The following is a 22,780-nucleotide window of genomic DNA, read 5'->3' on the forward strand; positions in this document are numbered from 1 at the left end:
ACTTTAATGACACATCTTGGATGGAGTCTTTAGGTGCCTCTGAGTTCGATACGCGCGCCTCAACTTATTTTAAAGTAAGATGAAAGTCTTCAACGATATCACTAGGGGAAAATCCATCTCTATATTTAAAATGTTCGCAAATATGAGTAACAATAATATAATTTGATTGTTTGGTTTGTTTTAAAATCCACGTATGACTTAAATCGGCAATTAATTGTTGACTGTAGGCCGCTGGAGATTGCCAAATTCGTGCATACCACACTCCTTTGGTACTAAGCGTAATTTGCTCCTCCTGAGTTTCACTTTTAACAAGTTCACAATCAAATTTTTGATCAAAATATATTAATTTACCTATTTGATGATCAGCAAAACCTGCAATTCCCTTAAATACAATATCGCTACCACGTAAGGTAATAATTAAATGTTCTGGATCAACGATGGGTAAAAAAGCAGATATTGGTGCTCGTGAAGCATTTAAATGGTTAAATTGCTCCACGACTTGGTACGCAGTTTTTTCACAATGTGTTATTTTCTTCATAAATTAGTCTTTTAGTGTATTAATGGCCTACTCTAAATAGGGCAAAGCACTTATCTAGAGATCACATACTTCTGTTGCAGAACTATTATATTTTCTACCTAAATTTTAATGATGTCTGAAAATAAAATTTCGTGCAAGAAACATTCTAAGGACAGAATAATCTGTCCTTAGCTTTATTTCTTAATTATAGGAACTTACATTTTACTGCCGATATCTAAAATCATGTAAGCTCCTGCTGTAGACAATGATTTGTGCATTAATCGACAATTAAATCCTTTAAAAAACGCACTTACGCCATGATTTCTATAAATTTCTGTTGCAAGGTCTTTTATTGTTGGCTTGGATGAATCCAAGCGAGCCTGTTGTTGACTCTTAATTACATCAAGTGGAGTTGTCGATAAAGCGATAGGGATTGAGGCTGTGGTTGCCCATAGAATCGTAGATAAGAAACTTTGCTTTTCCCGTTTTGTGTTAATTGCATGATACGTCGTATATAGATAAAGCCAACTAGGAAATGATTTTGCAAGAGTTGCATTACTACCTGAAAAGAAACCAGGCAATCCTTTTTGTTGGTAGATGGTTTGCATAGCCTGAATAGGTTTTATTGGCTTAGCCTGGCTTGCTATCGACCGCATTTGTACGGTTTTAATATTCTCAAGAGGACTGAGCACTAAAGTATCAAAAGTAGCGGAAATGGCTGCTTTGAATAGTCCCCCAATCATCGGAGGCCATTGTAATTTATCAACTTCTTTTGGCATGTGAGTAATCAATAAAGGTCTGTATATCACTTTTCCTTGTTGACGAAGGATGCAAGACAAAAACCCTGTCGAAAAATGGTTTAAATTAGCGCCTATAAATTGTTTAGTAACAGCATATGAACCTTGCCAAAGATTGGTTTGAATGGCAACCTTAAGTCGTTCTGCGGGATGTCCTACCAATGTTGTAATTCCGGTGTATGTCACACTAAAAGCATAAGCATCCCAAAGTGTCTTTTTCTCTTTCTTCTCTGAGCCCATAAATACATTACCTCTTAATAAAAATCGCAAATACTACATAATGTCCTTTTTAAAATCACTAAGTTTTTTATGAGGCTTAACTCAATTAAGAACCCGTGAAATTTCATTCATTCTATTAAGGATTTAATAATTAGATGTAGCAAATTTGTATTGCATTATTTAGTATGATGTCCTGCTTCAAAATAAAATGGGTCAGGAACGTTACATTTTATGAAAAGAAGGGACGCAGTGCCGGAATTGTCCTAGCAATTGAATAACTCATTCAATTTTCAGAGTGGCATTTCTTATGGTTAAGTTATTATTACAAAAAGGGAACATTAGAGTGAAAATGAATCAATTCCAATTAGCAACCACTTTGTTTTTGATGGTGAGTCCGGTTTTTGCAAGTAATCCTGTCCTTCATTCTTTAGATCAACCATTTCCTAAAAAAATTTCCACTTTAGGGGGAAGTGTTACTTCTACATATATTTTTACCAATAATCTTCCCTTTGCTTTTAAAAATCCATTCCGAGTCATACCCATACTGTGCCCTTCTCCTAATCAAGCGTGTACTGCTACAGGAGCAGAATTTAAATATAAAGATTTATGCAGTGGTAAAAAACTACAGCCCAAAGAAAAGTGTAGCTATACCATCACTCTAACCCCTCAGAGCATAGGTCGAAAAACTATTTTAGTTGCTTACAATGGATATGATAATAATGTAGTTCATGTTCAACCTGCCTTAACAACAACTGCGACCCAAGCTCCGGCAGGCCTTCTTGGTACCGTCGATTTTCCTTTAGCACAACCCTTACCCAGTCAAGTATTTAAAAACTCCAATTATGCGGTAACGTTTACATTCAAAAACCATGATCCTTCAGCAGTCAGTTTTACCCAAAATATACTTCAAAATAATAATCCGCTTCATCCCAATTTCTTAATCACCAGCAACAGCTGTGTTCCATCAGGAACAACAGGAACCTTAGCAAGCGGTGAACAATGCAGTATTACCGGTACATTCAATTCACCTACGAATGGGACGTTCACTCTGACAGCTGAATTAATTGGTTACCTAAGTTCTAATAAACTTAGCACCTCAACCACAGTACAATCCTTTTCATTCAATAAGCTTATTGGTGTTGATTATAATCCTAATCATTATACGAATAATTATCCCTTCAATTTTCATGATGTTTTTTATACAGGAACACCCAATAGCGCAACAGCTACGAATGTCTATGCAGAACTCCAACAATTGCAAAATGCCGGATTTACAACGGTTCGTTCCTATCAAACTGAACCTTATAGTTGGATTGATATTATCAAACAAGCCAATCTCTTAGGAATGAAGGTTATTTATGAGGCAGATATTCCTCAGTTGCCAGTGGACACTATTTACCCTAAATGTCCATTTGGTTCTAAAGATTATATACCCTGCGCACAAGACACATTAAATTCGGTGATTAATGCAGTTACGCCTTCTGTGTTTAATAAAACCGTCATTCTTGTCTTTGCAGGACACGAAAATTATTGTAGTGCAGGTGATACCATTCCTCCGTGCAATGGAACCTCCAATATTAACTATTTAACCAGTGCAGTCTCTGCTTTGAAAGCAACATTAACGGCACATAATTTGACAACTCCAGTAGGTTCAGCGGTTGTCAGCGGAAATTTTGTCACACCCAGTGCTGCAATTTCTGCAGATATGAAAACATTAATTGACTCCTATTCTTCCACTGCCCCTTTAGCTTATGATCCATATCCTTTTCAATTTGGAGTAATACCAGCAACTACAGCAGTATGGATGCCTCCATTAAACTCAACGGTTCAACATATTAATTCACTTGCCTGGGATTACATTCAAGTTGTAGGTTCGACAACCCCTCCTGCTTTACCCAAGGCTAATCCAAAGCCATTTTATACATCTGGACGAGTCCTATTGACAGCAGAAACAGGATGGGCAACAGCGGGAACAACTACAGGATACGCATGTAACTCTCCAGGACCATGTGAACCCTCAATAGCAAATGCAACTGAATACTTCAAAACCCTTTATCAACTGAATACGAGTAATTTTGTAAAAAATTCCGGGTATAACATAGGAGTTCTTGCATTCGAAGCCTATGATGAACCAGCAAAAGGAGGTCCTACTGCAGAACAAAACTACGGTCTTTTTAATTCGAATTGTGTTCAAAAAGGAGCTGGGTTTGTTCCAAACAATGCTCTAGTATCCGCTAAAGGATGTCAAGGGTATACCAGTGGTACATTATTGACTATTTTTGGCACAACACCCCCAACTCAGAAATCATTTAAAGTGCAAATTACTTATCCTTCCGGACAACATCCAATGATAAACGTGACAATACCTGCAAACTCGGGTTCATCCCCTGAGATCAGCGCAGTGACCCCATGGCCACAATTTTTAATTTATAAAGGAGCTCACATTACTGTTTCTGCGACAACCGGTACTCAATCCTGTACGACCACAGCTCTCGAAGTAACTGCTTCTCCTGCATCAATCACATTTGGATCAGTAAAGTGTAAAAATCCTCCTCCGAGCAGTATGGGATGTTTTGGGCTAGGTTGCCAATTATCTAACCCTTATTAAGACTACGTCCTGATAAGCTCAAGAGACTCATACGAAATTTAATCTCTACCTACCACGCACAAGACGCGGTAGGTAGAGATTGAATTGGTTTTAGGTTTTAGGTTTTAGGTTTTAGGTTTTAGGTTTTAGGTTTTAGGTTTTAGGTTTTAGGTTTTAGGTTTTAGGTTCCATCATGTTGCGGACAAGCCGCAACAGATTAGAACTTTAGATTTAAATATAGGAAAACTGAGGATCTTGATGATGATCAGCCAAAAATGACTTTTGAGCAATATTACTAATCTTTTCTATATCTTCCTTCATGATAGTCGCAGCACAAAAATTAATGGAATACTTAATTAATACTTTTGAGTCTTGTTCATCAAGTAATGTCGTGTTGTTTGTTGCAATTGAAGAGGCTAATATCGCAACGTCGTTGCTCTTTTGTTTAGTCGATCCCATATAATTTAATACGATTCGCTGGCGCGCTTTCTGCTGATCTTGATAATATCCAAGTATTACCTGTAGGGATTCTTTTACTTTACAAACATCACCGAACAAAGATTTATAAGGTTTCTCATCGTTTACAGCGTCTTGTAATTTTTGCAAACGCGCTTCTAGGTCAGCAATGAATTCTTGATTATTAGTTATTCTTCCATCACGAAGAGCGTGAGATTTTAAAACGCTTTTTTCAACATCAACCAAGTTCTTGAAATGAAATACTATTTGTTCCATATCTGCAAGATCCGTAGAACAACTTAAAATGTCGAACGCTTCCTGACTGGTTTTAGGAATACTTTCCTTTTTAAAAAATGATGTTAACTTAGCTTGCATAATAAATTCTCCAAATATGTTCAATTCTTAAACAAAGTGGATACATTTTAATACAATCAGATCGATTAGTCAACTTTATTTACATGTTGTGCTAAATTAGAACAATTAAATTGGGAAAAGAGAATCATAAAAAATAATAAGCTGTTTCTTTTTTCGTTATGCTTTACTGTATTAGGATGCTGCTCATTTTAGTGAGAATCTCATTTAAGCAACTAAAAAGTTTTTCCTCCTAATCCATAATAAACATTAGGAGTTTGCAGCTCATTATTCTGTTTCAATAGAGTCATGTGTTGAATTGCCTGGATTTTTTGTGGACCATAATCCATTATCCTAAGAGATATTTGATCTGCTGAACCAATTCGCATTAATTGTGCTTCACAAAAATTCAAATTTTTCATTATCGGTCCAATAGGGGTAATTTTTTTAGCTAACGACATTTTTAAATTTTGTGTATCGTTTTGCCTCACATCTAGGTCTGTTCTAATGCATTTAATTGCACAAATAATGGATCGAGGCAATACACGATATGCCAAGGCTTCATAAGCATAGAGAGGCCACCCTGCACTTAGCGACATTGATGAATTAAAAAACTCATTAATATTTCTTGTCTGAACTATTTGTAATCCATTTAAATCAACCACAATTTCTGTATTGTGCGCTGGGGTATTTTTAGTTCTTGATAAACTGACTTGCCCTGTGGAGCCGATGTATTCAGTTTGTGTAAGATCAGGAAGTGCGATGGCATAAATATAAGTATCTTCATTATTGAGGGGAAAAATCGCAGCACTCTCAAACTTGGTACTCATACAGACACAGACCGCGGGATCCGCATCCACCGCTCGATCGTCAATTCCTCGATTATTAACATATCCTCTATATTTAATTGCTTCTTTCCACCACTCTGCCTCAAACTCTGTAATTTTTGGAGAAAATCCTTCTTTAAAAATAACTTCTGGTGGTCGCTTATCAGAGCGGTAGTAGACGCGTCCTTGTAAATCTAAATCATTTTCTTTATTAAGTATCTTGGTAAAAAGCATCCCGATTTCCTTTCTATAAATTTAATGATTTTTATCCTTTCCATCAGAATACGCTCAAATAACCCTAACTACTAGTCAAAACCGTTTCTGGGTTATTTATGAAAGTTTCCTTTCCAATTATGAACAATTGAAATTATATATTTCCTTGTTGATTAAAAAAATTGCTAAGCTACAATATCAATTTTTTCTGGATCTTCATTATGGGATTTTACTTTAATACGTACAGACAACAAGAAGGCGATAAGGCATACAATGAGGGACGATATGAGGATGCACTTGTACATTATTCAGAGGCACTGAAAACATTGCAACTACATGCTGCTGCTCAAACAACGCGGCATGCTGATTTTTATGATGCTTTGGTTTATGTACTCTCCGAAATTCTAAGTACCAAATTATTAATAATACAACGTGAAGCTCTAACTGCGAATTTTGAGGCAGTTACAAACTATTGGCGGGATCTCCCTGGTTTGTTTCATGAGATGGAACTAACCCACAAGGAGCATCTTAAAAAAACCCGCCACGCATTTAGCAACCAAGAAGACGTAGTTAAACGGGTCAACATATTATGTGCAACAGTTTGTGAGAAGGTAAGTGACGAGTTAGCGGATCAATTAGAAGATGATGAAGAAGTCACTTTAGAGAGCATTTCACCATCCATTGAGTGGATGAAGCGAGCCATTCAATTCCAGATAAAAACAGAAAGCACTCCTAAACTCTCAAGCAGTTTAGGATATTTAAATCTACTTGAGCGTCTCTATAAAAAAACACAAGATGGAAATTATCTCCAAGTAATATCTGAGTATATAAACCAACATAATCTTTTAGAAAGGACTATCAGATCTCCCTTGCGCAAACTAGAACTTCTAAGCTATGTCGCGAGAGTAGCAATTTTCAATCGTCAAGATACGGATGGTCTTATTAGTGAATGCAAGGCACTTTATGATTTGGTTCCGAAAGAGGAACGAGACAATCCTATCCTAGAAGATCTTCAAAATTTACTTGATATAGTACCACAAGAGGAAAAGGAAAAGGAAAATGAGTTAGAGGATGATATGCCAGACGTTATGGAAACTAACTCCTCGGACTTAGAAGATCTTAGCGATTATCCCCAACCCTTTCAATTTGATGTGATCGATGCCAGTACCTGTCCTGTCGATATGCTGTTAGAGCTTCAAAAAAGCGGACCTGAACCCTCAGGGATTCCTCTGCCTCTCTCACCAGAAAATACGCTGACCTCTGATCAGGAGATGACACAAAGCCCCTCAATCAGTCAGTCATTTAGCTCCCGTGTTTTTGACGGAATGCCAACACAAACTTTTTTTAGCCCCCATCCCCAATTACAAGCAGAAGATGAACTTCCCCATAGCAGGGCGCTTCAACTCGGATTAGAGAAAATAACCGCTCACTCAAGGGATCCAAGATTTTTAGCCAATTTACTTTGTCTAATAGCGGATTTTTTCAATAAATATAAAGCGCATTATATCCAAAAACAAAATGCAATTGTGTTAGCTCATGATCTTTATAAACAAGTATTTAAAATAGATCCACACCACCACAGAGCCATTGAAAAATTCAGAAATATAGGCATCCAACATTCGAGATTGATAAATTCGTATAGACTCTTTAGTAATGCACCACAAAGTCCTATCCCTAGCGCGGCTATTGATATTGCAGGAGCAAAAAATTATTTTAACCAGGCCCTCGAAGAGTTAACAATTCAGCTTGAAAGCTTTTTATTGAATCAACCAGCCAAAGTTCGGATCACTATTGATGAACTAGTCTGCTTTATTGGTGAGCAACTTACTAAAGGGGTCATAACCAGTAAGCCACGCCCTGAAATAGGAGAAATGTTGACGAACACGTTTGAGGAAGAACTTAGGAATCCAGTACGCTCAGACAATCCGTTGGGAAATATTTAACTGGGTTACCCTATTCATATTTTGAAGTGTTGCTTCAAAATATGAATTCGTTATGAATTATAGGCTCTTACTTTATCTTTACCGGACTGTTTCGCTGCGTAAAGCGCATGGTCAGCAGCCTTGATTATCTCGTCAATAGTAGCACCGTGTTTTGGTGCTTCTGCTACGCCAATGGAGATGGTAATTTTATTTAGAGGATGACCTTTAAAAAATATGGGTGCGGTTCTTATTCGTTCGCATAGTTCTTCCATTTTACTTACCGCATTATTCAATGTTGTATTTAACAACACAACAACAAATTCTTCGCCTCCAAAGCGGAAAGAAATATCACTTTCGCGGAAGCTTTCCTTCAATATTTTTCCGATCAATTTAAGAACTTCATCCCCAGCTAAGTGACTATATGTATCATTAAATTTCTTGAAGTTGTCGATATCGAGCATCGCCACACACAATGAAGTTTGTTCTCGAGCAATTCGAATTAATTCTCGAGATAAAATATCATTTAAGTACCGGCGATTATATAAATTAGTTAATGGATCATGTAATGATAGTTCACTTAAAGATACGCGCAAATTAATATTCGCAATGGCAAGCTTGACGATATTACCAAATGAATTTGCCATGTCTTGTTGATGTTGTGTTAACTTTTTTCCTTTCGGAGCAAGTAGATGGATAACCCCAATTAATTCATTTTGCACCATGAGTGGTAATGCCATATTTCCTCCTTGAGGAGGGGTCTTATAATGGGAGCAAGGAACTGATTTATTTGGATCATCAATCACGTTGATAGTTGCTTCACGAATTGAAAAACAATCCATGGTAAGAAAGGTCTTGGGGAGTAATTGTTCTGTTCCCCACTGTACAACAGTTTCCATTTGATTCATTCCCTTGTTGTAAATGGATAAGCCGCCGCTTAAATCAGGAAATAACTCTTGGGCGATTAGATTAATTCGTGGATAGGCCTCTTCTGTTGTAATACAAATTTGCAAGGAACGATTTAATTTATTTAATAAACTTTCATCATGTTCCAATAACTTCAATTCATTTAAAGTTTCCATCGTTTTCTCATTCAGCTCCCGCATTTTTTCTTCATTTTGAATGCGATCACTGACGTCTTTCATTTGCATAATAAAATTATCAGGTTCTCCGTTCTCATTCCGAATTAACGTGGCACTAACCATCGCCCAGATAATACTGCCATCTTTTCGAATATAACGTTTTTCCATGTGTGAAATGCGTAACTCGCCTTTTAGAAGCTTATCCAAAGCATCTTGTGTCATAGCTATATCATCAGCATAAGTAATATCCAGTATATTCTTACTATTTAATTCCTCACTGCTGTACCCCAAAATTTCTTGCAACGTCCGATTCGTATGGATGAATTTTCCTTCAGGTTTTACAAGAGCCATCCCAATAGGTGCATTCTCAATCGTATTGCGAAAACTCTCTTCACTGCGTCTTAGATCGGATAAAAGATTCGAACTATATACCTCCAGATAAATTGACTTCATTAAAAATTGATTTACCATTGTGGTTCCATAAAGCACAACAACTGCGTAGAGCACCGTCGCCAGAAATAAGATTAACGATATTGAAGGTGTAATGGATACTGATAAAAAAATCAGGAGCAACCATATTGGAACCATGAACGCAAGAAAAGCACTGTGGATGGTTAGCAATTTAGCTGCGGGGGCTCCAATCAGTCCAATCAGATAGACAAAAATAGCCATTCGCGAAAGAGGATTCTCTATATAAAGAAATAAAAATCCACCTAAAGCCCATAAGATTCCAGATTGTAAGTTATTAATTATAAAATAATTTTTCCAAAAAGAAGGACTAAATAAACTCTCTTTCTTTTTCTGCTGATAGTACCGAAATAAGAACACGCCTCTTAATAATTGATTGAAAACAAACATTAACAGTACCCAACAGGCTACTAAAAATTTGTTATTTACTTGGGGCCAAATAATTAAGGCAAAAATAATGGTTGCAAAAAAATCCGCAATTACTAGAACATAAAATTTTTTATATGCCTCGGTTATAAGCTTATTTTCTATTTGAGCGCTTGTAACACCCGGGAAGTCCATCAAAAAATCCTTCTGAAGATTTATGGAACTATTAAAATAATAGTATTTATTTATGGAATATCCAGAATACCCTAAAGAGCACTTTACAGTTTTGTTATATAAATTGACGATTATGAAATAATACCTTAACTTAATAGGATAATTCTTTTTTCGCACAACCTGTTTTCTACTTAAAAAAGGAGCACCTATGTTAATTAAATTGATGCTGGGGGTCCGTCAGTTCCAAGATGGATCTTTTAAACAAATGGAAGGCATTTTCAAACAATTGAGCGTAGGTCAAAGCCCTGAGATTTTATTCATCACTTGTTCTGATTCACGTTTATTACCCAATCTTTTAACGCAAGCAAAACCCGGTGATTTATTTGTCATTCGTAATGTAGGCAATATTATTCCCCCTCCTCATGTTCCATCGAGTGAAGCTGCCGGCCTCATGTTTGCTTTAAGTGAGCTTCATAGCATAACGGATATTATTATTTGTGGTCATTCACACTGCGGGGCAATGAAGGGTTTATTAACCCCCGGTCTCAATGAGCGTTTACCGGAAGTCGCCTCCTGGCTTTCTCATTCACATTCTGTCTTAAAACAAATGAATGATTCTAATGATTTTCATTCGGAAGATTTCAATTTAAAAGTACTTCAGGCTACTAAGCTAAACATTCTGACTCAGATGGAACATTTAAAATCCTATCCATTAATTGCCGAAAAATTAAAAAATAAAGAACTCACTCTTCATGGCTGGTTCTATGAGTTTGAAACAGGTGAGGTTCTTGTTTATGAATCGAGTCTTGATGACTTTGTTCCACTTGAAAAAGCATTAAGCTTTGCCATCTCTACACGGAGGGATAAAATTATTGAACATGTAGCAATGAACCATTTAGAGCCCTTAACTAACCCCCAGACAGCACATGAATACAGGGAGCTAATGAAATTATTTTTACTCCTTGAAAACAATTTATTACCTATTTGGAAAACAATAAAAGAAGAAGTTACTAAAAAAGTCTGGGCAGAATTAGGGGGATTATATTCCAGCATGGATGATGTCCATTTTAGGAATATGGTGGAAGAGGGTTATCAATTAAAACTTAGGAATTTGAAAGATTTTCAAGAAAACATCTCCGAATCCATGGGTTATCAGAATTATATGCGTAAAACTATGTATCATTCATTTTTTGCACCAATTCCTAAATCAACTCCAGAGGCGCTCGGCAGTTTTTTAAATTTTAATCACTAAACAATCATAAAGGCCAGAGCATTCTGGTCTTTACTGGAAGTGTTATTCCTTAAAAAACTTTTACTGAAACTTAGTTCTAACCAATATCTATTTAATTTACAAAATAAAATTTTTAGTCTAAATACTATTAACAAAGGGATTTTTAATTTGGGTACTTATGAAAAAATGGCCTGTATTTATCCTATCTTTAGTGGTGCTTATCCTCATAGCTTACTATTTCATTGGTTTCGCAATAAAAAGCACTCTAAGTAAAAATATAAACTCAATGCCTAAAACCTCCGCATTTAGTGTCTACCTTAATAAATACCATCGTGGCTGGTTTTCCTCTCAAGCGGTATTAACACTTAAGATGTATATCCCAGCTCAAAGTACAACTGATAAAGATGGGGTTACTAAAACAGAGCCGCCGGTTGATTTAAATATGGATATACCTATCCTCATCAAACATGGACCTTTTTTAACAACACCTAATGGCATACGTTTTGGATTAGGTCTCATTACAACGCAACCTGAAACTCATTATGAAGCTTTTATAAATTACCTGAATAAAACAGTGTTCAGATATACGCTTCCTTCTTTTTCCCTACAAGGTAAGATTGGACAAAATGAGGGAGATTTTCAGTTCGACTGGCAAGGTTTAACCTCCTTGATGTGCGTTTCTTCTAATCTTGATCATATCGATGGAAACTTAAGACTGTTAGGATTGAACGGGAAAGCCAGTAATCCTGCGAACAATCAAAGTAATGTTGTTTTTAAGATTAGCGAAATCACTTATGATTATAAATTTAAAAGACACCAAGAATGGTTATGGCTTGGCCAAACCCGTTTTAACATTCCTGCTATTGCAGTGAATCTAGCTGGTGCAAAAAACTTTGAGCTTAATGGATTTGATTTCTCAGCAAGCTCTTACACAAGTAATGATGTACTGAACGTCGACCTTAGACTGTCGTTGCAAAAATTATTTACTAATAATCGGAATTATGGACCAGGCATTTTACACTTGAATTTTAGGAATCTGGATCCAGACATTGTAGCGAAAATCAATCAACAAGAATTTAATATAATTCAAAAGAATAGCGACCCTAATCTGGTTTCACTAGCATTCGCAACAGAATTACCTAAACTCGTTGCCAAAGGGGCCGTATTAGAACTTTCTGAGATGTCCTTGAGTTTACCAGATGGGAAAATTATAGGTAATTTTAGATTATCCGTACCTAAAAGTGATGGTAATGACCTAGCTCAAGTAATGCAAAAGATGCAGGGTGAGGGTTGTTTTAAGGCACCTAGAACTACAGTAAAAGCACTGATGACCGCATCGATTAAAAGTGATCTCACCAACAATTCCAACAATTCCCAAGCCAATCCAGAGACCCAAGTAACGTCATCTGGCTCAACAAACCCAACACAAATCTTGTCTAACCCTGACAATGAAGCAGCAAATAAGGCAGAAAAAATACTCCAAGATCTTGTTAACAAAGGTGTTTTAAAGATTGAGGGAAACGATTATGTATTGACCTTTAAACTAGAAAATCAAAAGATGATTGTAAATGGTCAGCCATTCACTCCCGATATGTTGAAATAATTGATACTTATTACCTTAAAGGCCCCTATTATAGGGGGCTTTAGTTACATTATAGGGAGATGTTTCGGAACGGGATGTTCTGAAGTATTACGATTAACGTAGGTATCTACAATAGATGTTAACAAACCAATCTTATCTACCATAGGCATATCAGCTGCTAAAACCCCTTGGGTTATACCCTCAAATATTTGAGTCAACTCAGGTGAAGATTGGTTTGAATTTGATTTTTTCTTAGCAAGGTATTCTTTCTGAAAAGCCAGATAAATTCCCTGTATTATGTCGGACACATCTTTTTGAGGTACAAGTTCCATACCCTGTTCGTCTTTTGTTTCCGTATCCTTTAGCCCGTTAAAGGTTATTGCTGTAGGTGTTGTTTTAGGAGCGAAAAAAGTAATGTTCTTGTTAGGTCTTACTTTTATTTCAGATATTTTTTCCTCGCTTCTTTTAAAGTTAACTTCTAACCAGTTGACATAACGAGAAGGATCCTCAACATGAAAGCAAAATTTATTATGAGTACATTCCTTTTTAATATTCTCACCTTTTTCAATGCGAGCCACATGATTTTCAACCACAAAGTATTCTCGTGTTGCTTCAAACGGAGGTAAGATACTACCTGGATAGATAACAAAATTATAACCTAAGCTAGCCCCTAACAACATAATAGAAGGACTTTCTTCAGTAAGGTAATGTTGAGAACGGAGAAGGGAGGTTTTGGGGTCATCCCCTTCTTGGGAATGACGACTCACAAAATCGGCACTTGTTTTGTCAATGGCTATTTTGAGCCCTTCTACAGAGCTATAAAGAGGCATTATTTCTTCTAAAGTTTTCTCAAAATTATCTTGAGCAACCCAAGTACGCCAACGCATTATTTCAAAATTTTTGCCTTGCTGCGCTGCTAGCTTATTGATAATTTCGATTTTTTCATCCATTGTAGAACAAGGATAATTATTATTAAAACTTTCTGGAGTCAGCCCTAAAGGTTCTAAAAAAGCACTAAGATTACTTTTTAAATATTGCTCACCCAACTCTATGGCTTTCTTTTTAAGAGTATGTTCATCCTCGCCGGATGGGGATCCCTCCATATTATGCCAATAAATTTCATCAGCTATCAAAAATGTTGCTTTACCTTGAGCACCTGTATAATTAACACCCGTTTGGTGCACAGCAACAGCTTGTTGCACAATGGCTTTTAAATATTCACCCGTACAATACTCGTTTCCTTTAATGCTTAAAAGGATTAAATCTTTTGTAGTCTTCAATGAAGGAAAACGACTTTTACTGTTATCTTTTGAATCAAAACTTGCGGTAATAATTTTGCCGTGTTTTGGACCTCTAATTTTTGGCATCTAATATTTCCTTAGCGTTATTTCTCACACTTCTGTACGCTAGTACTTCACTCTATTACTTTAAAATTATTTAAATCATGATGTTACGTACTTAAATTAATTTTTTTTATTTTTATAATCAAAGTTTTTTACTGATCAATCAGAAAATTATAGACATAGTATAATGCATTTTGAAAAAAAAATAACCAATTTTTTTATAAATAGTTTATAATATCCTCACTAATTACTTTTAAGAGCCAGATTATTTGGAGATTACTATACTCTTTAAGAGTGAGTCCATTTAATATACTGTCGCTCAGCAATATTTTTACTTAATAATGCAGCTATTTTGATTATTAAGTCATATTATATGGTGGATAATGGATTCAGAAAAAATAAAAGAATTGTACAAAATTATTAATCAAAAAGACGAAGAAATTCAGAAGTTAACTCGTTCTCTCGAAGATGAAAAACTGAAATTCAAAAATGAATTACAAGCGGTTCACGATTATTATGAAAATATAATTGCATTAATGCCTGGACATGTTTATTGGCTTGATAAAAATAATGTTTTTTTAGGTTGTAATGATCTCCAGGCTAAAAGCGCTCGTTTAAAATCCAGGAAAGAAATTGTTGGAAAAACCAATTATGATATGCCATGGAGAGATCAAGCAGAAGAATTGAATAAAGTCAATACCTTAGTTATGGAAACGGGTATACCTCACACTGCAGAAGAATACGCAGTTATGGCAAATGGAATGGGTATTTATTATTCCCAAAAAGTCCCTTTACGGAACCAAAAGAATGAGACTGTTGGGGTTTTGGGTATTTCTCTGGACATCACCGAACGCAAAAAAATGGAAGTTGCCCTGCGTCGTGCCAAGGAAAACGCTGAGGTTGCAAATCAGGCTAAAACTGAATTTATTGAAAACATGAGTCATGATATCCATACCCCATTAAGCGGTATTGTTGGGATGTCACGGCTTTTAGAAGAGAAAGCAGAGGATCCTGAAAGAAAACAATATGCGCGTTGGATCCACGAAAGTGGAGAACAATTATTAGACTTATTAAATGGTGTAATGGAAGTTGTTGCGGCAGATAATCTCAGGGAAAGTGACGTCCACGAAGAATTATTTGAACTACGCAAAAGCATTAACGATATCGCATATCTTGTGCAACCCAGTCTGGAAATGAAAAAAATTCAGCTGAATATCGAAATTGATGATACAGCACCAAATAGTTTTATTACTGATGGAACAAAATTACATCGAGTTTTATTAAATTTAGTAGGAAATGCAATTAGGTTCACTGATGCAGGGATTGTTACCATTAAAGTTGAGACTCTTTCTCATGAAAATAGTTATGCCCAGTTGCGATTCAGTGTAATCGATACCGGAATTGGTATCCCCCATGAATTAAAGGATAAAATCTTTGACCGCTTCTTTCGAGCTATGCCTTCTTATAAAAGTCAGCACGGTGGTTATGGTGTGGGGCTTCATGTTGCCCAAAAATACTTAAGCCTACTCGGCGGAGAGATCCATTTAGAAAGCGAAGTAGGAAAAGGCTCTTCTTTTTATTTTAACCTCACAATGAAAATTGGATATAACGAGATCAATAACCTCAGCTATAACGAAACAAAATCACCGCAGAATCAATCCGTATCGGATGCCCCGCTTATTCTTCTCGTAGAAGATAATATCATCTCCCTACACATGATTGAAAATGTTGTTGAACAAGCAGGATATCCATTTTATTCGGCAATCGATGGCGAACATGCTTTAGAGTTGTTAGAAACGAACAACTTTGACTTAATAATAACGGATATAGGGATATCTGGTATTTCAGGTAGAAATCTAGTTCAGTGTGTTCGGGATAGGGAACAACGTGATAAAAAAACTCCTTTGCCAATTATTGGATTAACTACTTCCGGTGAAACAGGAAATAATCCCGCGTGTGCAGAAATGAAGAAAGTATTAACCAAACCGATTCATTTAAAAATGCTTCAGGAAGTAGTTAATGGACTCAATTTAGTCACTTCAAAACAAGGAAAATAAGTGGGTCGAGGCTCTTTGATTCTAGCCTGGCTGAAGCCCGCTCACCTTCTTCCTACTTGACGCATCTTCTTCCCTATCGCGCAGATTGTCCAGGGATCTATAATCCTCCAATATAATGCTCCCGCAGACAAATCGTGGAACATAGGTAAGAAATTTAGAACTTAAACAGTGCGTAACATTTCGTAGCGCTATAAGATTTTTATCGAGTTTCAAAATAATTAGTATCCAATGGGTAACAAATCCAACTCAACGTTGAGCCGATGTAATTCACTTCAAGTGTCGTATGATTCAAGGCAGATAATTCAGGTTGCTTGTCCATATAGCATACCTGCCGTGCTCCATTTAAATTGACATAATAATATGATTTAGTCGATTTATAATCATTAGGTACATAGTAAACATCACCTTGTTTTTCCAAAAAAATAGGAGTACCGGTAATTACAATTTTACTAGCATAGGAAACCACGTTGATCATCGTAAACGAAAAAATAAATAAGAATAATTTTTTCATAATAATTTCACTCCTTGAAATGAACTTAAATGATCCTGATTAAGTATAGAACAATAAATTCACTTAATATCATTGCATTACGATGACGGAGCGGAATCGAGCTTTATTGGACATCATATCGTTAAAAGCTTTGTCCGCTTGTGCAAGTGAATATGTTTGAATGATGGGACGAATTCCGGTCAATGCACAAAACTGTAATGTTTCTTCTATATCTATTGCACTACCAGATGGCCAGCCTTTAATCGATCGATTATTACCAATAAGCTGAGTTGAAATAACTTCAATTGGATCATTAGAGGCTCCCACAATCAGAAGCTCTCCTTTATTTCCTAAAGCATTAATTAAAGGAGTAATTGATTTTCCACTAGGAGCAGTAGCCAGAATAACTCGAGCACCGCCTAATTTTTGTAACTCGAGAACGACATCTTGCTCATTAGAATTTAAATAAATATGAGCACCTAACTTTTTAGCAAGTGTTTCTTTGTCAGCACCTGAAGAAAGGGCAACTGTTTTAAATCCCATTTTATTAGCAAATTGAATTGCTAGGTGCCCAAGGCCCCCTACTCCTTGTATTGCCACTAAATCACCCGCACGAGCAACGCTATGTCGCAGTGCATTAAATGTTGTTATCCCTGCACACATTAATGGTGCCGCTTCAGCAAAGGAAAGCTCATCGGGAATCGATGCCAGGGCTTCTAAAGGAGCTATCATATATTGTGCATAGCCACCATCATAATGTAATCCGGTAATCTGATGATGTTCACAGAGAATAAAATCACCATGTCGACAAGGGAGACATTGTCCACAACGTGCTCCAGCCCAACCGACGCCAACCCTTTGGCCTGGTTTCCATTTGGTGCAATTCGGCCCAATTTCGTCGATTATCCCAGCTATTTCATGCCCTGGAATTCTAGGTAATTGAAGATCCGGCCATAAATTTTCTTTCACAAATAGATCTGAATGGCATACGCCACATGCTTCAACTTTAATACGAACTTGATTTGCTTCCGGCTTTACTAAGTTTTTTTCAACAGTTTCCCATTCTCCAGATTGATTCACCTGAACTGCGATCATTCTTTTCATTGCTCATATCCTTATGCCAGTCAAAAATGGATGGTTACCTTGCAGGTTAAAGCCCTACTCTCCTGATTGTAGACAATTCATGCAGAATTTCACGATGAATATCTATTTCGCATCTATATCCATAGCGAATTATCCCTAAAATCTAAGAAAAATTTGAGCGCGGATTTTTAGATGTTTTACCCCTTGAGAAGGATTATAATGCTTAAATATGCTTGAATGACAATTGCTTACTTCGATACGGGAATATTATGAATACTCTGGATTGGCTAACAAAACTTATCGCTTTTGATACGACCTCACGCAATTCCAATTTATCACTAATAGAAACATTAGCTAATGCATTAAATGATTATCATATTAATCCCATTTTAATTCATGACAATAAAGGTCTTAAAGCAAATTTACTTGCAACCCTCCCTGATCGGCATGGTCACCTCGATGGGGGTCTTATTTTGTCTGGCCATACCGACGTAGTACCCGTGGATGGTCAATCATGGGATAGCAACCCATTTCAAGCAACGCTCAAAAACGAGAAAATATATGGTAGAGGAGCGTGTGATATGAAAGGCTTCATTGCTGTAGTTATGACTCTCATTCCACAGTTGAGAGCACTTAATCTAGATTTTCCCATACATTTGGCTTTTTCTTACGATGAAGAAATTGGTTGTCTTGGCGCACCAAGCCTTATTGAGAAAATGACTCATTTAAATTATAAACCCAAAGCATGTATCGTAGGTGAACCCACCTCAATGCAACCGGTGATCGGGCATAAAGGCATACAATGCTATCGCTGCCAAATTCACGGAGTGGCGGCCCACTCTTCACTCACCCCTCAGGGATGTAATGCGATAGAACATGCTGCATCATTCATTACTTATCTTCGCCATATGGCGGATCAGCTCAAAACTCAAGGACATCATGATACCTCTTACGATGTACCCTACACTACAATTTCCACCAACCTCATTCAGGGTGGAAATGCTTATAATACAATTCCCAGCCTGTGTGAATTTGTTTTTGAAATTAGAAACTTAGTGGCAGATAACCCAGAACAACTATATCAACAAATCATGAATTACCTAAATGCCCAACTAATTCCTGCTCTACATAAAGATCAAGTGAGCGCACATCTGAGTCTAGAAACACTCGCTAAAGCACCAGGACTGGATACACCCTTATCGGAACCTATTGTGCGTGTTGCCCAGGCCATTTGTCAGACCGAAGAACTATTAAAAGTCGCTTATGCTACTGAAGCAGGATTATTTCAACAAGCAAAAATACCCACGATTGTTTGTGGCCCCGGTAGTATTGAACAAGCACATCGTGCTAATGAATTCGTAGAACTGGAACAATTAAATCGATGTGAACAATTTATTCTCAAACTGGTACAATCACCTTTTCTTAGAAGCTCTGAATAAAAAGTTGCTATTGCTCATATAAAATGTAAAAAAATGATAATTCTATATATCCCATTCCATGAACATAATGATCTCGTTTCCAACGCAATCCATTGGAAAACAACACTTAAAGATCAAAAAATACTCATCTTACAACATGGCAATCCAATCAATTATAAATCCATAAAGCAGGAGCAGCTCACCATTTATATACTTGCACACGGGGTTAATCATTTACTAGAGTATTTTCATTTGGCCAGCACTTATCCGATTAGCAGCCAAACGGCCTACTTGAGTATTGATAAAATAGCAGATCGTTTTAATTCTGATTTTGTCTATGTACATTCTAAAGTTAGGGATATAAAGCTTTATTTTTGCAACAATCAAGGTAATCAGAAAGCTATAGCAAAAGAATTTCACAAAAATATAGTCTTATTTGACGCGGATATTGATTATTATACTGGCACCCTTTTTTGTCCTTCCCTGAATAATAAAAAGTATTCTTTTTTTCATGGTCAATGGTATACCAGTTCAACAGTACGGGAGACTTTATATAAAGAGCCTTGGAATGATCCAGACGAAAAAATAAATATAAAAACCCAAACTATGCTAAATTTTTTTGCAGAGGCCAAACAAAAGCGCATTGATTTAATCGTCCAAAGGCGAAAAAAAGCATATCATGAACTATTGATGCAAAAGAGAAACAAAGAGTTGGATAATCAAAAGCTAAATAATGAAGAAATGAACGACACAGGAGACCACTTTCTGTCCTTAGGATAGCCTAGGATATTGATAATTTAGCGAAGTTGAGAAATCATTCAAGCTATTGTTTTTAGGGTAAAAATTAACCACCTAATGCCAAACATGCAATTGCCATATATGTTCTAACTCTATTAAAATAACATGGATAAACCAAAAGTAAGCGTATTTTCACTGGCCTCCTGCCCTAAACTGTTAAGAATCGTTTTATAAGAACCATAGGCTTGCTCACGCTCAAATTCAACGGTAAGATTTAAACCTGGGGTTAAGCGATAATAAGGTCTGATCACATAGCGCATTTGATTTAATCCGTTTCCAACTACTCCATCTACCGTTTTAGTGGCTAGAATACTACGGACACCTAAACGCAAAAAGAAATTATTCGTTATTTGTGTGTCTCTAGATAATTCCAAATCGAATTTAGCACTTCCCTTGTAGTAATAGTTACGTAGATTGGTCGCAATAAAATAAGGCATAATCCCTTCTACACCAATACCTGGTTGCCAATAAGGTGAAACAGCCGGTCGATTAAAATAATTTGCCCCGCCTTTTATTGCCCAAAATTGACTGATTTGATGCCAGTAAAAAATGTCTATATCTGCATTTTCCACCTCTCCTTCACTAAGTTCCGCATCATTGGCAAATAACTCTAACTTATTATAATCGGGCCCATATAAGCCAAGATAGGTCAACCGTTGGACATTATTGAAAGGATCTTCGCCAATATCAAGTGAACTAGCAAAATAAAATCGTGCATGATGACCTGCAGGATGAGAAATTAAAGACTTGTTTATTGGAACGAGTTCATCGACTCTGACAATCGGTCTATTATAATAACCAGTCTTTGCAATTTCGTATTCGGGCTTTTTAAGTCCTTTTGCTACTTCTAAAATCGTTTCATATTGAAAAGCTCGTGCCATTCCGGCCATCATATGATAGAGATGATGGCAATGAAAAAACCACTGACCACTCGCATCGGTGTCGAAGTCTGCTACCGCAGTAGCGCCGGGTGGAACATTAATGGTATGTAATAAAGGGTCATAAGCCCCATGGCCATTACGCAGTATAAACCAGTGACCATGAATGTGCATGGGATGGCGCATCATAGAATTATTGGTAAAAATAATTCGATAACGCTTCCCAGGTTCAATTAAAATGGGTTTGGCTCTGTATTCAGGCAATCCATTAATAAACCATATAAAACGGTCCATATAACCAAATAATTCCATCCGAATAACCCCATCCACGCTTCGGTTTGGGTTATTGGTTTTTACAGCAGCTTTTAAATCTTGATATTTGGTTCCTAGTGTCTTAGAAGATGTTTTTTTATCTATAGGAGTTATGGCATCTCCAATAATGGTTGACTCTAAAGGCATACTCATGGGTTTATCCATGGCCATATCCCCTTCCATACCCATTGAGGTCTTATCAATGTCAGAGAAGTTCCTCTGCGGATGCCCCATAGATGACATATCCATAGATGACATATTCATTGAATGGCCCATCGGCATCCTATTTTTTTCCATTCCGTGCATCTTAGATTCTGTTTGCCCATGCTTCATCCTGGCATGCGATGACATCGAATCATGATTCATCCCTGACATCATCATATTAGCCATCATTTGGCGTGTAGTGGGCTCAGGTTCGGGAAAAGGAGGTATTGCTTTATAATCTATGGCTTGGTTAAATGATGTGACTAAAGCGCCAACCGCTGCTCCTACAGTATCAATAGATTCAGCATAAATAATATGAGGCGTATTTTTTTTAATCGCGACCAGAACATCATATGTTTCTCCAGGAGCAATATCAAAACTTTTCAGCGTAAAAGGCTTAACATCATTGCCTTGCACATGCATCATTTTCATTGTTGTATCATGAATTTTCACCCGAAAAATGGTACTGGCACCAGCACCAATAAATCGAAGACGAACAACATCGCCCACCTTAACCGGCGCCTTCCAGGGATTGGTTTTAGGGTGACCATTCAATAAAAACGCGTCGTAGGCTACATCGCTGATGTCATAAATGCTCATACGCATTTGCTGCATCATTTTATAGTCATTCATAAGGGCTTTGCGCTCCTTAACATTAGCTCTACGATAATCGTGAATAAACTTAGCTAAGGAAGGCTGCAGGGGAAGGTTTGGTGAAAAATAATCCCCATCCTTCTTTAAATTAGCAAAAATTTGGTTGGCGGGATAATTGCTCCAATCCGATAAAACAACCACATAATCCCTAGTATAAGAATAAGGAACCGGTGTTTTTGGATCAATGAGAAACGCCCCATAAAGTCCTTCTTGTTCTTGCACATCTGCATGGGCATGATACCAGTAGGTCCCTGCTTGATGAAGTGTGAAGCGGTAATGGAACACTCCGCCGGGCGGGATCGCTTTTTGACTAATATTTTCCACTCCATCCATTTGCCAAGGTACAAGAAGCCCATGCCAGTGAATTGATGATCCCTGATCTAATTTGTTGTAAACGTTGATCCTAACGTGTTCTCCTTCCTTAAAATGAAGTGTCGGTGCTGGAATTTGATTATTTACAGAAATTGCGCGTCTCATCTTCCCTGCATAGTTCACCATTTTATACTCTATCACTAAATTGATAGTACGCTCTTTATTGACAGCGGGAAGCATAGCCCCATGAATTACTTTTTTTCTTATGCCTTTTTTTATCTTAGAGGGAATATTTGGGGTTGATAAAGTGATGCTGGGTGGTGCATTCGTATGATGTTCATGTTGTGCTAATAAAAAACTAGGAAATAAAAATAGAACAAATGAAACAATGATTAATTTTAATTCTCTTCTTGGCATATCACTGTATCCTTGATTATTATGT

General features: G+C 36.8%; 16 protein-coding genes. 7 read left to right on the top strand and 9 right to left on the bottom strand.

From position 1 onward, the window contains the following. Positions 1–64: 64 nt before the first annotated feature. Positions 65–538, bottom strand: a complete 474-nt coding sequence (locus ACWTE2_RS20960) for a hypothetical protein (RefSeq protein WP_454784197.1) — start codon at positions 536–538, stop codon at positions 65–67. A gap of 194 nt (positions 539–732) precedes the next feature. Then, a complete protein-coding gene (locus ACWTE2_RS20965; protein WP_454784198.1) occupies positions 733–1,554 on the bottom strand; it encodes an MC/SLC25 family protein in 822 nt (273 codons plus the stop codon). A gap of 286 nt (positions 1,555–1,840) precedes the next feature. Here ACWTE2_RS20965 and ACWTE2_RS20970 point away from each other — a divergent pair, with 286 nt between their 5' ends. Further along, the gene (locus ACWTE2_RS20970; RefSeq protein ID WP_454784199.1) at positions 1,841–4,141 is read left to right on the top strand and encodes a hypothetical protein; all 2,301 of its coding nucleotides are present in this window, start codon (positions 1,841–1,843) and stop codon (positions 4,139–4,141) included. A 210-nt stretch (positions 4,142–4,351) separates the two neighbouring features. On the opposite strand, the gene ACWTE2_RS20975 is transcribed toward ACWTE2_RS20970, so the two are convergent. Beyond that, entirely contained in the window at positions 4,352–4,951 is a 600-nt protein-coding gene (locus ACWTE2_RS20975; RefSeq protein WP_454784200.1) for a hypothetical protein, read from the bottom strand. A gap of 212 nt (positions 4,952–5,163) precedes the next feature. Then, the gene (locus ACWTE2_RS20980; protein ID WP_454784201.1) at positions 5,164–5,988 is read right to left on the bottom strand and encodes a hypothetical protein; all 825 of its coding nucleotides are present in this window, start codon (positions 5,986–5,988) and stop codon (positions 5,164–5,166) included. Between the two features lie 200 nt (positions 5,989–6,188). On the opposite strand from ACWTE2_RS20980, the gene ACWTE2_RS20985 reads away from it, so the two are divergent. Then, entirely contained in the window at positions 6,189–7,910 is a 1,722-nt protein-coding gene (locus ACWTE2_RS20985; RefSeq protein ID WP_454784202.1) for a hypothetical protein, read from the top strand. 50 nt (positions 7,911–7,960) lie between these two features. Here ACWTE2_RS20985 and ACWTE2_RS20990 read toward each other — a convergent pair whose 3' ends face one another. Further along, entirely contained in the window at positions 7,961–9,997 is a 2,037-nt protein-coding gene (locus tag ACWTE2_RS20990) for a GGDEF domain-containing protein (RefSeq protein ID WP_454784203.1), read from the bottom strand. Positions 9,998–10,184: 187 nt separating this feature from the next. On the opposite strand from ACWTE2_RS20990, the gene ACWTE2_RS20995 reads away from it, so the two are divergent. Both ACWTE2_RS20995 and ACWTE2_RS21000 read left to right on the top strand, forming a co-directional pair. After that, positions 10,185–11,228: a carbonic anhydrase gene (locus tag ACWTE2_RS20995; protein ID WP_454784204.1), complete on the top strand. Its 1,044-nt coding sequence runs from the start codon at positions 10,185–10,187 to the stop codon at positions 11,226–11,228. A gap of 157 nt (positions 11,229–11,385) precedes the next feature. Continuing rightward, the gene (locus tag ACWTE2_RS21000; protein WP_454784205.1) at positions 11,386–12,810 is read left to right on the top strand and encodes a YdgA family protein; all 1,425 of its coding nucleotides are present in this window, start codon (positions 11,386–11,388) and stop codon (positions 12,808–12,810) included. Between the two features lie 44 nt (positions 12,811–12,854). On the opposite strand, the gene ACWTE2_RS21005 is transcribed toward ACWTE2_RS21000, so the two are convergent. Continuing rightward, complete coding sequence (locus tag ACWTE2_RS21005; protein WP_454784206.1) at positions 12,855–14,156, bottom strand: hypothetical protein; 1,302 nt, start codon at positions 14,154–14,156, stop codon at positions 12,855–12,857. A 359-nt stretch (positions 14,157–14,515) separates the two neighbouring features. Between ACWTE2_RS21005 and ACWTE2_RS21010 the strand changes: the two genes are divergently transcribed. After that, the gene (locus ACWTE2_RS21010; RefSeq protein ID WP_454784207.1) at positions 14,516–16,189 is read left to right on the top strand and encodes an ATP-binding protein; all 1,674 of its coding nucleotides are present in this window, start codon (positions 14,516–14,518) and stop codon (positions 16,187–16,189) included. A 199-nt stretch (positions 16,190–16,388) separates the two neighbouring features. Here the strand turns inward: ACWTE2_RS21010 and ACWTE2_RS21015 are convergent, their stop codons facing one another. Together ACWTE2_RS21015 and ACWTE2_RS21020 are read right to left on the bottom strand one after the other, a co-directional pair. After that, on the bottom strand, positions 16,389–16,700 hold the full coding sequence (locus ACWTE2_RS21015) for a hypothetical protein (RefSeq protein WP_454784208.1): 312 nt from the start codon (positions 16,698–16,700) through the stop codon (positions 16,389–16,391). Between the two features lie 69 nt (positions 16,701–16,769). Beyond that, positions 16,770–17,783: an alcohol dehydrogenase gene (locus tag ACWTE2_RS21020; RefSeq protein WP_454784209.1), complete on the bottom strand. Its 1,014-nt coding sequence runs from the start codon at positions 17,781–17,783 to the stop codon at positions 16,770–16,772. A 248-nt stretch (positions 17,784–18,031) separates the two neighbouring features. Here ACWTE2_RS21020 and argE point away from each other — a divergent pair, with 248 nt between their 5' ends. After that, positions 18,032–19,201 carry an acetylornithine deacetylase gene (argE, locus tag ACWTE2_RS21025; RefSeq protein ID WP_454784210.1) on the top strand — a complete coding sequence of 390 codons (1,170 nt, stop codon included), beginning with the start codon at positions 18,032–18,034 and terminating at the stop codon, positions 19,199–19,201. 33 nt (positions 19,202–19,234) lie between these two features. Further along, on the top strand, positions 19,235–19,960 hold the full coding sequence (locus ACWTE2_RS21030) for a hypothetical protein (RefSeq protein ID WP_454784211.1): 726 nt from the start codon (positions 19,235–19,237) through the stop codon (positions 19,958–19,960). A 113-nt stretch (positions 19,961–20,073) separates the two neighbouring features. On the opposite strand, the gene ACWTE2_RS21035 is transcribed toward ACWTE2_RS21030, so the two are convergent. Next, positions 20,074–22,755, bottom strand: a complete 2,682-nt coding sequence (locus ACWTE2_RS21035) for a multicopper oxidase domain-containing protein (RefSeq protein WP_454784212.1) — start codon at positions 22,753–22,755, stop codon at positions 20,074–20,076. Positions 22,756–22,780: the final 25 nt, after the last annotated feature.

The sequence above is a fragment of the Legionella nigrisilvae genome (assembly GCF_977063395.2).

What these genes read in the sequence shown, in the direction of transcription:
- ACWTE2_RS20965 (WP_454784198.1), bottom strand. Translation starts at nt 1,554, where the DNA reads ATGGGCTCAGAGAAGAAAGAGAAAAAGACACTTTGGGATGCTTATGCT.
- ACWTE2_RS20975 (WP_454784200.1), bottom strand. Translation starts at nt 4,951, where the DNA reads ATGCAAGCTAAGTTAACATCATTTTTTAAAAAGGAAAGTATTCCTAAA.
- argE (WP_454784210.1), top strand. Translation starts at nt 18,032, where the DNA reads ATGAATACTCTGGATTGGCTAACAAAACTTATCGCTTTTGATACGACC.
- ACWTE2_RS21005 (WP_454784206.1), bottom strand. Translation starts at nt 14,156, where the DNA reads ATGCCAAAAATTAGAGGTCCAAAACACGGCAAAATTATTACCGCAAGT.
- ACWTE2_RS20995 (WP_454784204.1), top strand. Translation starts at nt 10,185, where the DNA reads ATGTTAATTAAATTGATGCTGGGGGTCCGTCAGTTCCAAGATGGATCT.
- ACWTE2_RS20980 (WP_454784201.1), bottom strand. Translation starts at nt 5,988, where the DNA reads ATGCTTTTTACCAAGATACTTAATAAAGAAAATGATTTAGATTTACAA.
- ACWTE2_RS20960 (WP_454784197.1), bottom strand. Translation starts at nt 538, where the DNA reads ATGAAGAAAATAACACATTGTGAAAAAACTGCGTACCAAGTCGTGGAG.
- ACWTE2_RS21010 (WP_454784207.1), top strand. Translation starts at nt 14,516, where the DNA reads ATGGATTCAGAAAAAATAAAAGAATTGTACAAAATTATTAATCAAAAA.
- ACWTE2_RS21030 (WP_454784211.1), top strand. Translation starts at nt 19,235, where the DNA reads ATGATAATTCTATATATCCCATTCCATGAACATAATGATCTCGTTTCC.
- ACWTE2_RS21035 (WP_454784212.1), bottom strand. Translation starts at nt 22,755, where the DNA reads ATGCCAAGAAGAGAATTAAAATTAATCATTGTTTCATTTGTTCTATTT.
- ACWTE2_RS20985 (WP_454784202.1), top strand. Translation starts at nt 6,189, where the DNA reads ATGGGATTTTACTTTAATACGTACAGACAACAAGAAGGCGATAAGGCA.
- ACWTE2_RS20970 (WP_454784199.1), top strand. Translation starts at nt 1,841, where the DNA reads ATGGTTAAGTTATTATTACAAAAAGGGAACATTAGAGTGAAAATGAAT.
- ACWTE2_RS21000 (WP_454784205.1), top strand. Translation starts at nt 11,386, where the DNA reads ATGAAAAAATGGCCTGTATTTATCCTATCTTTAGTGGTGCTTATCCTC.
- ACWTE2_RS20990 (WP_454784203.1), bottom strand. Translation starts at nt 9,997, where the DNA reads ATGGACTTCCCGGGTGTTACAAGCGCTCAAATAGAAAATAAGCTTATA.
- ACWTE2_RS21020 (WP_454784209.1), bottom strand. Translation starts at nt 17,783, where the DNA reads ATGAAAAGAATGATCGCAGTTCAGGTGAATCAATCTGGAGAATGGGAA.
- ACWTE2_RS21015 (WP_454784208.1), bottom strand. Translation starts at nt 16,700, where the DNA reads ATGAAAAAATTATTCTTATTTATTTTTTCGTTTACGATGATCAACGTG.